13 protein-coding genes are annotated in these 13,884 nt (G+C 59.6%); 9 read left to right on the top strand and 4 right to left on the bottom strand.

Translation table 11 applies throughout. The annotated features are described in order from the left end of the window. Positions 1–25: 25 nt before the first annotated feature. Entirely contained in the window at positions 26–1,042 is a 1,017-nt protein-coding gene (locus tag ACXAC3_RS11350; RefSeq protein WP_475163414.1) for a C4-dicarboxylate TRAP transporter substrate-binding protein, read from the bottom strand. A 430-nt stretch (positions 1,043–1,472) separates the two neighbouring features. Between ACXAC3_RS11350 and acs the strand changes: the two genes are divergently transcribed. From acs to ACXAC3_RS11305, 9 genes are all read left to right on the top strand, one after another. Beyond that, positions 1,473–3,437, top strand: coding sequence for an acetate--CoA ligase (acs, locus tag ACXAC3_RS11345; protein ID WP_475159978.1), 1,965 nt, complete (start codon positions 1,473–1,475; stop codon positions 3,435–3,437). Between the two features lie 7 nt (positions 3,438–3,444). Continuing rightward, positions 3,445–4,128 (top strand): adenylate kinase, encoded by a 684-nt coding sequence (locus ACXAC3_RS11340; protein WP_475159972.1) that lies wholly within the window; start codon positions 3,445–3,447, stop codon positions 4,126–4,128. A 182-nt stretch (positions 4,129–4,310) separates the two neighbouring features. Continuing rightward, on the top strand, positions 4,311–4,595 hold the full coding sequence (locus tag ACXAC3_RS11335) for a DUF4212 domain-containing protein (protein WP_475159963.1): 285 nt from the start codon (positions 4,311–4,313) through the stop codon (positions 4,593–4,595). 5 nt (positions 4,596–4,600) lie between these two features. Beyond that, a complete protein-coding gene (locus ACXAC3_RS11330; RefSeq protein ID WP_475159951.1) occupies positions 4,601–6,385 on the top strand; it encodes a sodium:solute symporter family protein in 1,785 nt (594 codons plus the stop codon). A 108-nt stretch (positions 6,386–6,493) separates the two neighbouring features. Further along, positions 6,494–8,317 carry a DUF294 nucleotidyltransferase-like domain-containing protein gene (locus ACXAC3_RS11325; protein WP_475159944.1) on the top strand — a complete coding sequence of 608 codons (1,824 nt, stop codon included), beginning with the start codon at positions 6,494–6,496 and terminating at the stop codon, positions 8,315–8,317. 51 nt (positions 8,318–8,368) lie between these two features. After that, entirely contained in the window at positions 8,369–8,887 is a 519-nt protein-coding gene (locus tag ACXAC3_RS11320) for a hypothetical protein (protein WP_475159938.1), read from the top strand. A gap of 1 nt (position 8,888) precedes the next feature. Further along, entirely contained in the window at positions 8,889–10,301 is a 1,413-nt protein-coding gene (locus ACXAC3_RS11315; protein ID WP_475159937.1) for a 3'-5' exonuclease, read from the top strand. Positions 10,302–10,390: 89 nt separating this feature from the next. Beyond that, entirely contained in the window at positions 10,391–10,891 is a 501-nt protein-coding gene (locus ACXAC3_RS11310) for a flavin reductase family protein (RefSeq protein WP_475159935.1), read from the top strand. Positions 10,892–10,953: 62 nt separating this feature from the next. Beyond that, positions 10,954–11,643: a sulfotransferase family 2 domain-containing protein gene (locus tag ACXAC3_RS11305; protein WP_475159933.1), complete on the top strand. Its 690-nt coding sequence runs from the start codon at positions 10,954–10,956 to the stop codon at positions 11,641–11,643. Between the two features lie 3 nt (positions 11,644–11,646). On the opposite strand, the gene ACXAC3_RS11300 is transcribed toward ACXAC3_RS11305, so the two are convergent. From ACXAC3_RS11300 to ACXAC3_RS11290, 3 genes are read right to left on the bottom strand one after another with little or no spacing between them, the layout of a single operon-like run. Then, complete coding sequence (locus ACXAC3_RS11300; RefSeq protein WP_475159930.1) at positions 11,647–12,126, bottom strand: DUF6505 family protein; 480 nt, start codon at positions 12,124–12,126, stop codon at positions 11,647–11,649. Then, positions 12,126–12,821, bottom strand: coding sequence for a biotin/lipoate--protein ligase family protein (locus tag ACXAC3_RS11295; RefSeq protein WP_475159928.1), 696 nt, complete (start codon positions 12,819–12,821; stop codon positions 12,126–12,128). The genes ACXAC3_RS11300 and ACXAC3_RS11295 overlap by 1 nt, the downstream gene beginning before the upstream one ends. Continuing rightward, complete coding sequence (locus tag ACXAC3_RS11290; RefSeq protein WP_475159925.1) at positions 12,818–13,879, bottom strand: Mrp/NBP35 family ATP-binding protein; 1,062 nt, start codon at positions 13,877–13,879, stop codon at positions 12,818–12,820. Before ACXAC3_RS11290 ends, ACXAC3_RS11295 begins: the two co-directional genes overlap by 4 nt. Between the last annotated feature and the right edge of the window lie 5 nt (positions 13,880–13,884).

Here is a 13,884-nt window from a genome sequence, read left to right as displayed (position 1 = left end):
CTGGATCGGCACCCGGTTAACGCGATCAGTTACCGCCGCGCTGCTGCTTGAGCGTGGTCTGAACCAGATCGTACAGGTCCTGCGCCGGCAGGCCCTGAGCGGCCATGTCCGCGATCCATTGCTCGCGGATCGGATCGGCCGCCTTGGTGCGGAATTCATCGATCACTGCGTCGTCGATCTGAACTTTCTCAACACCCTTTTCGGACAGAACTCCGTCCCATTGTTCCAACAACCCGCCGTAATTGGCGAGGTAATGGTCAATCGCCTCGTCAATAGAACTGTTCAGCGCTTCGCGATGCTCGGCGGGCAGCACCTCATAGGCGTCGATGTTCACGACGACCGGACAGTTGACCGTGCCGGGGTTCAGGTTGGCGGTCCACCAGTCGGCCTCGTTTATTGTCCCGAAAGACAGATGCGCATGCTGCGCAAAGGCAACCGTATCCACAACACCGGATTCCATGGCATTGAACGCTTCGGTCGCAGGGACCGAGGTCGGAACACCGCCAACGGCTTCGAATGCCTGCCCCAGACCACCGGTCGCACGGACGCGCATACCGTCGAAGTCAGCCAGAGTGGACCGCGGATCGCCGGTACCGACCAGATTATATTGCGGCATTGGCGAGGTCATGATGATGCGGGCGTTCCATTGCGCCATCTCATCCTTGACCGCTGGGTGATCATATACCGCATGACTGACGGCAACCTCTTCTTCCAGCGTATTCACGCCAAGGAAGGGCAATTCCAGAACCGTGATCGCGCGGTTCTTGTCGCGGTGATACCCGGCACAGAACTGGGCCATCTCGAACGCGCCGATTTCGATTCCATCCAGATTTTCGCGCGGCTTGGACAGGCCGCCATAGCTGACGTTGATGGTGAACTCGCCACCAGTCTTTTCGCTGACCAGTTCGGCCAGTTTTTCAACATGTTCGGTGAACGCGCGGCGTTTGCCCCAGACGGACGCATTCCACTCGGTCGCGGCTGCTTCGGTGACGAATGCAACACCCAAGGCGGCGACGGCGGCACCGCTCAACATTTTTTTCATCATGATTTCTCCCTATGCTGCGCCCCTTGTCCGAGCGCTTGGCCACAAAGCTAGCGCCAACATCGGAATGTGCCAACCCCGGACGGGGTATGCGCGCTACCCCCGGGATCAACGTCATACGCTAACAACTGTGAGGAGAATCCGGGCGGTGGCGCACGGAGCGCAAATCATTGAGGCAAGACGGAGAATTTTGTTACAGACTATCTGTTGATTCAAATACCATTTTTTATCCGGATGTCAGAAAATTTACAAAACTGACGAGTGAAGAAAAAGTTCTTTACAAACTAATCGTGAGATTTCTGTAATTTATTTCTTTGTTTTCAGTTCTCAGTATTATTCCTCTCGGGGAGGAAGCAGATCGACGGTGCCTGTTCAGTCTGCGGGCAACATGCGATCCGGTCAAATCTAGTCCAGAGGGAGGAGCCTCAGTATGACAACCGCTGCCCAGGAAGGGGTCAACGTCTATCCGCCGAACGCTGAAACCGTTTCGCGCGCCCACATCGATGCCGAAAAGTACAATGAAATGTACCAGGCCTCGATCAACGATCCCGTCGCATTCTGGGGCGAGTATGGTATGCGGATCGACTGGATCAAGCCTTTCTCACAGGTTAAGGACGTCAGCTATGACTTTGGTTCTGTTGGTATAAACTGGTACGCTGATGGCACGCTGAACGTTTCGGCAAACTGCCTGGATCGTCACCTGAAAACCCGCGGTGACCAGACGGCCATTATCTGGGAACCCGACGATCCGAACGACGCAGCCCAGCATATCACCTATGCCGAACTGCACCGCCGCACCTGCCGCATGGCCAATATTCTTGAGTCCATGGGCGTGCGCAAAGGCGATCGGGTTGTGATCTATCTGCCGATGATCCCCGAGGCGGCCTATGCCATGCTGGCCTGCGCTCGTATTGGCGCCATCCACTCCATCGTGTTTGCCGGATTCTCACCTGACGCGCTGGCTGCACGGATCAACGGTTGTGACGCCAAGGTCGTCATTACCGCGGACGAGGCCCCGCGCGGCGGCCGCAAGACACCGCTGAAGTCCAACGCGGACGCGGCGCTGCTGCACTGCAAGGACACCGTCAAATGTCTGGTGGTCAAGCGCACTGGTGGTCAGACCACCTGGATTGCCGACCGCGACTATGACTACAACGAAATGGCCCTGGAGGCTGATGACTATTGCGCCCCGGCCGAGATGAATGCCGAAGATCCGCTGTTCATTCTCTATACCTCCGGTTCAACCGGTCAGCCCAAGGGCGTGGTGCACACCACCGGCGGATATCTGGTCTATGCCGCGATGACGCACGAGATCACCTTCGACTATCACGAAGGCGATATCTATTGGTGCACGGCGGATGTCGGCTGGGTCACCGGGCACAGCTATATCGTCTATGGCCCGCTGGCCAATGGCGCGACGACGCTGATGTTCGAGGGCGTGCCGACCTATCCGGACGCGGGCCGCTTCTGGGAAGTGTGCGCGAAGCACAAGGTCAACCAGTTCTACACCGCCCCCACCGCGATCCGCGCGCTGATGGGTCAGGGCAACGAATGGGTCGAGAAACACGATCTGAGCGATCTGCGCCTGCTGGGAACGGTGGGTGAGCCGATCAACCCCGAAGCCTGGAACTGGTACAACGAGGTAGTCGGCAAGGGCAATTGTCCCATCGTCGACACCTGGTGGCAGACCGAAACCGGCGGTCACATGATGACCCCCCTGCCCGGCGCGCATGCGATGAAGCCCGGTTCGGCCATGAAGCCCTTCTTTGGCGTGCAGCCGGTTGTGCTGGACCCGCAATCCGGTGTCGAAATCAACGGCAACGGCGTCGAAGGCGTGCTGTGCATCAAGGACAGCTGGCCCGGTCAGATGCGCACCGTCTGGGGCGATCATGAGCGGTTCGAGAAAACCTACTTCTCGGACTACAAGGGCTACTATTTCACCGGCGACGGCTGTCGTCGGGACGAAGATGGCGATTACTGGATCACTGGCCGCGTGGACGACGTGATCAACGTCTCGGGGCACCGCATGGGCACCGCCGAAGTGGAAAGCGCACTGGTGGCCCACGCTGCCGTGGCTGAGGCTGCCGTGGTTGGCTATCCGCATGAAATCAAAGGACAAGGCATCTATTGCTATGTCACTCTGATGAATGATCGCGAACCCTCGGACGAGTTGCTGAAGGAGCTGCGCACATGGGTCCGGACCGAGATTGGCCCGATTGCCAGCCCGGATGTGATCCAATGGGCCCCCGGCCTGCCCAAGACCCGCTCGGGCAAGATCATGCGCCGTATCCTGCGCAAGATCGCCGAGAACGATTTTGGCTCGCTGGGCGACACCTCGACCCTTGCCGATCCGTCGGTGGTCGAAGACCTGATCGAAAACCGTGCGAACAAGTGAGGATGTGATGGACGCGACCACGATCACCACACCCACCGTTCTGATCCTTCTCGGCCCTCCTGGCGCCGGAAAGGGCACGCAGGCGCGGGTGCTGGAGGACAAGTTCGGTCTGGTGCAGCTCAGCACCGGTGACCTGTTGAGGGCGGCTGTTGCCGCCGGAACCGACGCCGGACAGGCGGCCAAAGCCGTGATGGAAGCCGGCGATCTGGTCAGCGATGAGATCGTCATTGCCATTCTGCGCGACAGGTTGGCCGAACCGGACTGCGCCAAGGGCGTTATTCTGGACGGTTTCCCGCGTACAACGGTTCAGGCCGAGGCGCTGGACGGGTTGCTGTCGGAAAGCGATCAGAAGATCAGCGCCGCGATCAGCCTTGAGGTTGAAGATTCGGAAATGGTGATCCGCATCTCGGGCCGCTTCACCTGCGGGGGCTGCGGTGAAGGGTTCCACGACACGTTCAAGAAACCCGCCGTAGACGGCAAATGCGACAAGTGCGGACATACTGAGTTCAAGCGCCGCGCCGATGACAACGCGGAAACGGTGGCTTCGCGCCTTCAGGCCTATCACGCGCAGACCGCGCCGCTAATCACCTATTACGAGTCACATGGCGTCCTGCAACGCACCGACGCCATGGGCAAGATCGAAGACATCGCCGGCGATCTCGAAAGGATCGTTGGTGCGGCAATGAACTAAGGGGAGGAGAAAAGCCCCAAGGCTTTGATCCTTTACATGAATGCTTCAAAGGACCCGCCCTGGCGGACCGGAGAAGTTATGCCTGACGTCAACCCACCGTCAGGTGCAATCGGGAGGCGGTCCGCGACACTGGAGGAGTCGGATGCGGACCGTCACAGAGGGAAGCGAAGGAGGAACCCGCAATGGCGGATCAATCTACAAACTCAGCGCAGACTGCCGAAGCCGATAAGGGCTATTGGCAGGCCAACCTGCGCCTCATCTACATCAGCCTCGCGATCTGGGCGCTGGTGTCGTTTGGATTCGGCATTCTGCTGCGTCCGATGCTATCGGGGATCGCCGTTGGCGGTACCGATCTGGGCTTTTGGTTCGCACAGCAGGGATCAATTCTGGTCTTTCTGGTGCTGATCTTCAACTACGCCTGGCGCATGAACAAGCTGGACGCTGAATACGGCGTGGACGAGGAGTAATCAGCATGGACCAGTTTACCATTAACCTGCTGTTTGTCGGCGCGTCCTTCGCGCTGTACATCGGCATCGCGATCTGGGCCCGTGCGGGATCCACATCCGAGTTCTACGCCGCTGGTCGCGGCGTTCACCCGGTCACCAACGGTATGGCGACAGCAGCGGACTGGATGTCCGCGGCCTCGTTCATCTCGATGGCGGGCCTGATTGCCTTTACCGGCTATGACAACTCGACCTTCCTGATGGGTTGGACCGGTGGCTATGTGCTGCTGGCGCTGCTGCTTGCCCCTTACCTGCGCAAGTTCGGCAAATTCACCGTCTCGGAATTCATCGGCGACCGTTTCTACAGCCAGACCGCGCGTATCGTTGCGGTGATCTGTCTGATCGTTGCGTCGGTGACCTACGTGATCGGTCAGATGACCGGCGTGGGCGTGGCCTTTGGCCGCTTCCTTGAGGTGAGCAACACCACCGGTCTGCTGATCGGTGCGGGCGTCGTGTTCGCTTACGCGGTGTTTGGCGGGATGAAAGGCGTGACCTACACTCAGGTCGCTCAGTACTGCGTGCTGATCACCGCCTATACCATCCCGGCCATCTTCATCTCGTTGCAGCTGACAGGCACGCCGGTTCCGGCACTGGGTCTGTTTGGTGACACCGCCAGCGGTGAGCCTCTGCTGACCAAGTTGGACGCCATCGTGACCGAGCTGGGCTTCAACGACTATACGGCCCACCACTCGAACACGCTGAACATGGTGCTGTTCACCCTGTCGCTGATGATCGGTACTGCGGGTCTGCCGCACGTCATCATGCGCTTCTTCACCGTGCCGAAAGTGTCTGATGCACGTTGGTCCGCCGGCTGGGCGCTGGTGTTCATCGCGCTGCTGTACCTGACCGCCCCTGCGGTTGGCGCAATGGCCCGTCTGAACATCACCGACATGATGTGGCCCAACGGTGGCATTGAAGGCGGTGCCGTTTCGGTCGAGGAAATCGACACTGATCCGCGTTATGACTGGATGGCCACATGGAAGAAAACCGGTCTGCTGGATTGGGAAGACAAGAACGGCGACGGTAAGATCCAGTACTACAACGATGCGAATGCCGACATGCAGGCGCTGGCAGAAGAAAAAGGCTGGGTCGGTAACGAGCTGACCAAGTTCAACCGCGACATCCTGGTTCTGGCCAACCCCGAGATTGCCAACCTGCCCGGTTGGGTGATCGGTCTGGTCGCGGCCGGCGGTCTTGCGGCTGCACTGTCGACCGCTGCGGGTCTGCTGCTGGCGATCTCGTCGGCCGTGTCCCATGACCTTGTCAAAGGTGCAATCAACCCGTCGATCTCTGAAAAGGGTGAACTTCTGGCGGCGCGGATTGCAATGGCTGTGGCCATCGTTGTTGCAACCTATCTGGGTCTGAACCCGCCGGGCTTTGCGGCGCAAACCGTGGCCTTGGCGTTCGGTCTGGCGGCGGCCTCGATCTTCCCGGCGCTGATGATGGGGATCTTCTCGACCCGCATCAACAACACCGGTGCGGTCGCGGGTATGCTGGCTGGTCTGACGGTAACGCTGGTCTACATCTTCCTGCACAAGGGCTGGCTGTTCATCCCGGGCACCAACTCGTTCACCGATGCTGACCCGCTGCTGGGTCCGATCAAGTCGACTTCGTTCGGCGCAATCGGTGCAATGATCAACTTTGCGGTTGCCTACACGGTTGCAGGCATGACCAAGGAGACCCCGCAGGAGATCAAGGATCTGGTCGAAAGCGTCCGCATTCCCCGTGGTGCGGGTGCAGCTCAGGATCACTGAGTTCGATGCGGTCAGTAACCTCCGTCGCTGACCGCGTCATTCGATCCACTGTTCCCGCCCGGCATTCCACCGGGCGGGTTTTTTCACCCGGAAGACGAGGACCGTTCCATGCCCCTGTCCCATGATGAGATCACCCGGTTCCTGAAATCCGTTCACCCCTATGACGCCCTGCCCGCCGACACGCTGGACGAACTGGCGAAGCAGATCGAAGTCTGGGAGGTCGAAGAGGACTTTCCTGTTTACGAACTGGGCCACACGCTGCCCGGGGTGTTTGTCATTTACGAAGGACAGGTTGAAATCACGGATGAGAACGGCTCGGTCGTCTCGCACCTGGGTCTGCGCAATTCGTTTGGGGAACGCGGGCTGTTGAAAGACGGCAAGGCCGCAACCAAGGCGCGGGCGCACACGCCGTCTGTGCTGATCGTTCTGCCGCCGGATCTGGTGCGCGGGCTGATCGACGGCCATGACGTCGTCGCTCAATTCTTCAACAGAACGCGCGGAGAGCGGACCGGCCCGCAAAGCCTTGCGACCAGTTCTATCGACGTCCTGATGGCCCGCGACCCGGCCACCTGCCCTCCGTCCATGCCGGTTCAGGAAGCCGCGCGCATGATGCGCGACCGCCATATCTCGTCACTCTGCGTGACCGACGGCGAGGCGCTGCTTGGCATAGCGACGCTGCGCGACATCTCGGGCAAGTACGTGGCCGGAGCGATGGCCAGTGATACGCCGGTTGCGTCGATCATGACATCTGATCCGGTCACCCTGTCACCGTCGGACATCGGGTCAGATGTTCTGCATGTCATGATGGAACGCGGTGTCGGCCATATCCCGATTTCCGAAGGCGGCAAGCTGGTCGGCATCGTAACCCAGACGGATCTGACTCATTATCAGGCCGTGAACTCGGCCGAGCTGGTCCGGCGCATCGCGCATGCCGATACGGCCGAGCAGATGGCCGCGGTGACGGCGGAAATTCCGCAATTGCTGGTGCAACTGGTTGCCGGAGGTAACCGGCATGAAATCGTAACCCGCCTGATCACCGATATTGCGGACACGGCGACAAGACGCCTTCTGGCGCTTGCCGAAAAGAAGCTGGGCCCCGCCCCGGTGCCGTACCTGTGGCTGGCCTGCGGCTCGCAGGGGCGGCAGGAACAGACCGGCGTATCGGATCAGGACAATTGCCTGATGCTGGATGACAGCGCAGGCGATGCAGACATGGCCTATTTCGCAGACCTTGCGAAATTTGTTTCCGACGGGCTGGACGCCTGTGGCTATTTCTACTGTCCCGGCGACATGATGGCCACGAACCCGCGCTGGTGTCAGCCGGTGCGCGTCTGGCGTGACTATTTCCACGGCTGGATTGCCAAACCAAACCCCGAGGCGCAGATGCTGGCCTCGGTCATGTTCGACCTGCGTCCGATCGGAGGGGCGTTCGACCTGTTTTCCGATCTTCAGGCCGATACCCTTGCTGCCGCAAACGCAAATTCGATCTTTGTGGCCCACATGATCTCGAACTCGCTAAAACACACGCCGCCGCTTGGCCTGCTGCGTGGGTTTGCCACCATCCGCTCGGGCGAGCATCGCAATACGCTGGACCTCAAGCACAACGGCGTTGTGCCGGTCGTCGATCTGGCCCGCGTCTACAGCCTGCAAGGTCAGTTGACCGAGGCCAACACCCGCGCCCGCCTGAAAGCTGCCGAGGCGGCAGGCGTGCTTAGCGCCGCAGGCGCGCGGGACTTGCTGGACGCCTATGATCTGATCGCCGAAGCGCGCCTTGAGCATCAGGTCAGGCTGGTCAAATCCGAAAAAGAACCCGACAACTATCTGCCACCGTCCAGCTTGTCCGACTTTGAGCGAAGTCATCTGCGGGACGCATTCGTTGTTGTAAAAACGATGCAATCTGCGGTTGGTCATGGCAAAGGAATTCTCGGCTGATCCCGGCTGACCAAGGAATGGGCGCAAGCGCCTTTAATTCGGAGCGACACTATGTTTCTGGAACTTATCGGCACCATCTTCGCAGGCTTCGCGTTTGCCGGTTTGGTAATGGTCGTCAACAAACTGTCGGGTGGCCGCCTGCCCCGCTGGGCCGCGCCGGTCGCTGCGGGGGTTGGCATGATCGGCGTGACGATCTCCAGCGAATATTCCTGGTACGACCGCACGCGCGATGCGCTTCCGGATGGTCTGACCATCATACAAGAGGTCGAAAGCCGCGCCTTTTACCGCCCCTGGACTTATGCCGTGCCCTTTGTGGACCGCTTTGCGGCGATTGACACGGTCTCGGTCCGCACCAACGACCTGGTTCCTGAACAGCGACTTGTTGACCTTTATTTCTTTGGCCGGTGGGCGCCGGTTTCCAAACTGCCGGTTGCCGTTGACTGTGCCGAAAACCTGCGCGCCAACCTCGCAGATGGGGCCGAGTTTGGCACCGAAGGTCAATTGCTGAACGCGGACTGGATCACCGGTGGCAAAGATGACCCGATAATCGAGGCAACCTGCGGAGTGTGACATGCTGGTCCGGCTGAGCCTGCGCCTGAGAATTTTCCTGTTCTTCTGCCTTCTGGCCCTTGGCAGCCTGGCTGTAAGCGCCCTCGCGCTTTGGGTCAGCTACAAACGCGCAGCGGATCCGGATCTGGCCAGCGCATTCATCTTTGCCGAAATCCTGATGGGGTTTGGGTTCGTGGCATTGATCGTTGCCGTTTGGCTGTTGTTTGACGACAACGTTGCCAAACCGATCGAACGGTTGTCGGCCCAGTTGCGCGCCCGTGCGCATGCCGGGGTCAGCACGGATGTTGACACGCACACGGCGCGCTTTCTGGGCGACCTTGCGCCCGCCGCGGCCGGATTGGCGGATCAGCTGTCCGACAAAACCATGGACATTGCCGAGGCCGTGGCCGCCGAAACGGCGCATCTGTCCGTCGAAAAACGCAGGCTTACGGCCCTGCTGACCGAAATTCCGGTCGCCATGGTACTTGCAAGCCCGACCCACAAGATTGTGCTCTATGACGGACAGGCCGCCGGCGTCCTGGCACAGATTTCCCACCCCCGCCTGAACGCATCGCTTTTTGAGTATCTGCTGCCTGAACCGCTGGAAAGAGCATACGCGAAACTCGCCAAGTCGGGGCTTGAGGTTCAATGCAAGCTGAACAGCATCGACGGCACGCAATCCTATTCCGCCCGGATGAAGCCGTTGGGCGACGCGCCCGGCTATCTTCTTATTTTCGAAGACAGCATTGCCAACATCCCTCCCGAAGCCGCCCGGCCTCTGACCTATGATTTCGACCTGCTGCACAGCGACACCGAAGATAAGTTCGAAGAACTTGCGTTACATAACTTGTGCTTCGTCGTCTTCGACACCGAAACCACCGGGCTGCTGCCGCACAAAGATGAAATCGTGCAGATCGGCGCGGTACGGGTGGTCAACGGGCGGATAGTCGATGGCGAACGCCTGGACATGCTGGTTGATCCCGGCATCCCAATCCCTCCGGCCTCGACCAGGGTGCATAAGATCAATGACCGTATGGTCGCGGGCGCACCGGACATCGGTCAGGCAGGGCGCATCTTTCACCAATTTGCGCATAACGCGGTGATCGTGGCGCATAACGCGCCCTTTGACATGGCCTTTTTGCGGCGCCACGCCAAGCGCATGAATGTCGAGTGGGACCACCCCATTCTGGACACTGTTCTCCTGTCGGCCGTCTTGTTTGGCGCAAGCGACACCCATACGCTGGACGCCTTGTGCGAACGGCTTGAGGTCACGATACCGCAAGACCTGCGTCACACGGCCCTGGGTGACGCAGTCGCCACCGCCGAGGCGTTGGTCAAGATGCTGCCGATGTTGCGGGCGCGCCGCATGACCACCTTTGGCGAGGTTATCGAGGCAACCCGCAAACACGGCCGCCTGCTGGAAGACCTGAACTGACCGCTGAAATATATGCACCGGATTCAGCTTTTCATGGACAATTCCAGCAGGTCGTGGCACCTGATGCGCGACTATCGAACGAGCACCCAATGACCGAAAAGACCTTTTCGCCCGGCCCGGATCAGAACATCGCTTTTCGCGAGGCGCTGGGATGTTTCGGAACCGGCGTAACGGTGATCACGACAAACACGGACCGCGGCCCGCGGGCAATCACCGTCAATTCGTTTTCCTCGGTTTCGCTGGAGCCGCCCCTGGTCCTGTGGTGTCTGGCCAAAGAATCCAACCGGTTTGCATCCTTCAACGCCTGCCAGCACTATTCCATCCATGTGATGGCGCAAGAACAGCAGGATCAGGCGCTGCGGTTTGCGCGCGACGGGTTGGATTTTTCCCATGCCGACTGGGACACGGATCAAAAAGGCCGTCCGCACCTGTCCAATTGTCTGGCCCGTTTCGACTGCCAGCTTCACGCCAGGCATGAGGCCGGCGACCACCTCATTATCGTGGGCGAAGTTGAAACGGTCATGTACCGCACCGGCAAAGGTTTGATCTTCAAACGCGGCCAGTTCGGCGGTTTTGCGGATTTGATCTAAACCTCAGATCCGAATATGTGCTAGGGCTGTCCGAGCTTAACCAATGGAACGGCTAGCGCAGCATGATCAGTACAAAAAACAACTTTGTATTTGTCCATATTCCCAAGAATGCCGGTACATCGGTTTCTGCGGCGCTTCATGAGCATTTCTGGAAACTGAATCCGCTTCAAAAATTGGCAAACAGTGTCTCCAAACGCGTTTACGGCGACAAAATTATCAATCCGATCGAAAGACTTAAGGACCACGCGACGGCACCGGAGTATATTGAGCATCTGGGCGACCAATATTGGCAGATGTACAGCTTCACCTTTGTCAGAAACCCCTTCGACCGCATGGTTTCGCTGTTCCATTACATCCAACAAACCCCGATCCACTATCTGCACCACGAAGTTCGTGATCTGACCTTCAGCGAATTTGTCTCCTTCATCCTTGGCAGACCGGAAGCCGCTCCGGCCCAGACCTCTTTTTTCATGGATACGGACAGGAAATGCCTGGTGAAAAAAGTCGGAAGGGTGGAAACGGTGGAGGCCGATTTTCGCGATGTGTGCCGCAATTTGCACGCTGGCATTGAATTGACGCATATCAACCAGTCAAAGCGGAAAGACTTCTCTGACTATTACAGTGCTGAGTTGGTGGAAGCCGTAACCAACCTGTACTGGCAGGATTTCGACGCGCTTGGCTACAGCACCGACCTGTCCTGCGCCGAGGCTTCCCCAATGCGATTGGAAATGCACCCCCGGCTTGCAGGTTAGCCCTTAGTCATCCAGCGAGCCGTGAACGGCCAACGCCTCAAGCTGGGTCTCTTGCGGGATGATGATTCGGAACGCTTCGTGGACGCCGGTTTCGGACAATTCGCGCGCGACCGTCAGCAGCGTATTCGGCGCGTGCTCCTCGCACAACTCGGCCATATGCGCGATCTCGGTCTGCGCGACGCCCAGAGCGGCCTCGACCGAGGGTGCGCCATAGAACTGCACGAAGTGCGCGGCCAGATTTTCCACGACCCGGTCCATCTCGGCCTGCTCCATCCGGGTGACCGCCACGAAGGTCACGCGCCCAAAGGTTTCGACCCCCAGCCAGCCGTTGGAAAACGCCTGCCGTGCCTTGCCTTCCAGATCCGCCTGCCCCCAGTTGGAAAATTCAAACCCTCCGGAAATGCACCATTCCCCGGTTCGGGCTGGCGAATGAAAGACATTCATGTCGCTTTCGTCAAAATGTATCGCGCGCGCAAGTTTCATCATCCCGCCTTCAACAATTCCGTCAACGGGCGCAGCCGCGTGTCCACACCATTGCGGATCAGCATTCCGAACCGTTCGTCTGTACCCAGAAACACGCCGCCATCGCCAAAAGGTTCGCCGACACCGCGCAACAAGCCCATCCATTCGCCATGCAGGGGAGCATTACCATCCTCCTGCCAGCGGTTGAGCCAAGTGAGCATGTGGCGTGACCAGCTTTCAACCAGTTGAACGGGCGAGACATCGGCACAGCCTTCATCGTAAAGCGCCGTGATATCAGGGGTTTCACCCGGCGCATCACCGGTCTGCAACAACGCCAGTTCCCATCCGATCACCAGCCAGTCCGGTTCCTCGCTCGCAATGGTGGACGAGGCCGCGGCCTGGAACGTCCCGCACTTGGCGCCATTCACACAGATCAGCCCGTCCCAGCCCAGATGCACGGCCACTTCTGGCGGGGCCAGCGCGCCCAGCGCATTCTGAAACCCCACGGCGCAAAGCGGCAGCATGGCCATCGCATCCCGCAACGGAACCTCGGGCGCAAAAACGATGGCAACGCGCAGCCGGTCGGCCTGAATGTTGTAGACGACTGTTCCCGCATCACATCCTAACGCTGCCATGGCTTGCGCGCGCTCGAACGGGTCTTCCCCACCCTGCACCGGATGACCCGTCAGCAACGGGGGAAAGACCGGCTGCGTCATGCGTATCCCTTGGCGATCATGTCGCGGGCGATCTTGCGGAACGCATCGGACTGAGCACTATCGGGTTTACTGACGACGATAGGTGCGCCGCCGTCCGCCGCGACGCGGATGTCCAGATGCAGCGGGATTTCCCCCAGCAGCGGAACGCCCAGCGCTTCGGCCTCGGACGCAACACCGCCATGCCCGAACACATGCTCCTCATGCCCGCAATTCGAGCAGATATGGGTCGACATATTCTCGATCATGCCGACAATCGGCGTCTTGAGCTGGTTGAACATGTCGATCCCCTTGCGGGCGTCGATCAGGGCCACGTCCTGCGGTGTCGAAACGACGATTGCGCCGTCCACCTTGAACTTCTGGCTCAGGGTCAGCTGCACGTCCCCTGTGCCCGGCGGCAAATCGACGATCAGCACGTCCAGAGCGCCCCACTGCACCTGGCTCATCATCTGTTGCAGCGCGCCCATCAGCATCGGACCACGCCAGACAACCGCCTGCCCTTCATTGGCCATCAGACCCATCGACATCATTGTGACGCCATGATTGCGCAGCGGAAGGATGGTTTTGCCATCGGGGCTGGCGGGGCGACCTGAGACACCCAGCATTCGGGGCTGTGACGGCCCATAGACATCTGCATCCAGCAGGCCAACGCGACGGCCTTCGGCGGCCAAAGCACAGGCGAGATTGGCCGAGACCGTGGACTTTCCGACCCCGCCCTTGCCTGACGCGACCGCGATGATCCGATCCACGCCCGGCACCGCCTGCGGGCCGGTCTGCGAGGGTTTAGGCTTGGGTTTCAGATCCGGCGGCGCCTTATCGGAATGGGCCGTCAGCATGGCCGACACTTTGGCAACTCCATCGACCAGTTGCGCGGCCTGTTCGGCAGCCACGCGCACCGGTTCCATCCGCTCGGCTTGTTTTGGGTCGATCTCAAGCACGAAGCGCACCGTGTCACCTTCGACATTCAGCGCGCGGACGACACCGGCGCTGACGATGTCCTGACCCGAGACAGGATCAGTGATCTTTTTCAGGTTCGTCAGAACCGCGTCACGAACACTCATGCGTC

Source organism: Ruegeria sp. ABV4_181 (assembly GCF_056158465.1).
The sequence above is the reverse complement of the archived record's forward strand: the minus strand, read 5'-3'. Positions and strand labels throughout refer to the sequence as shown.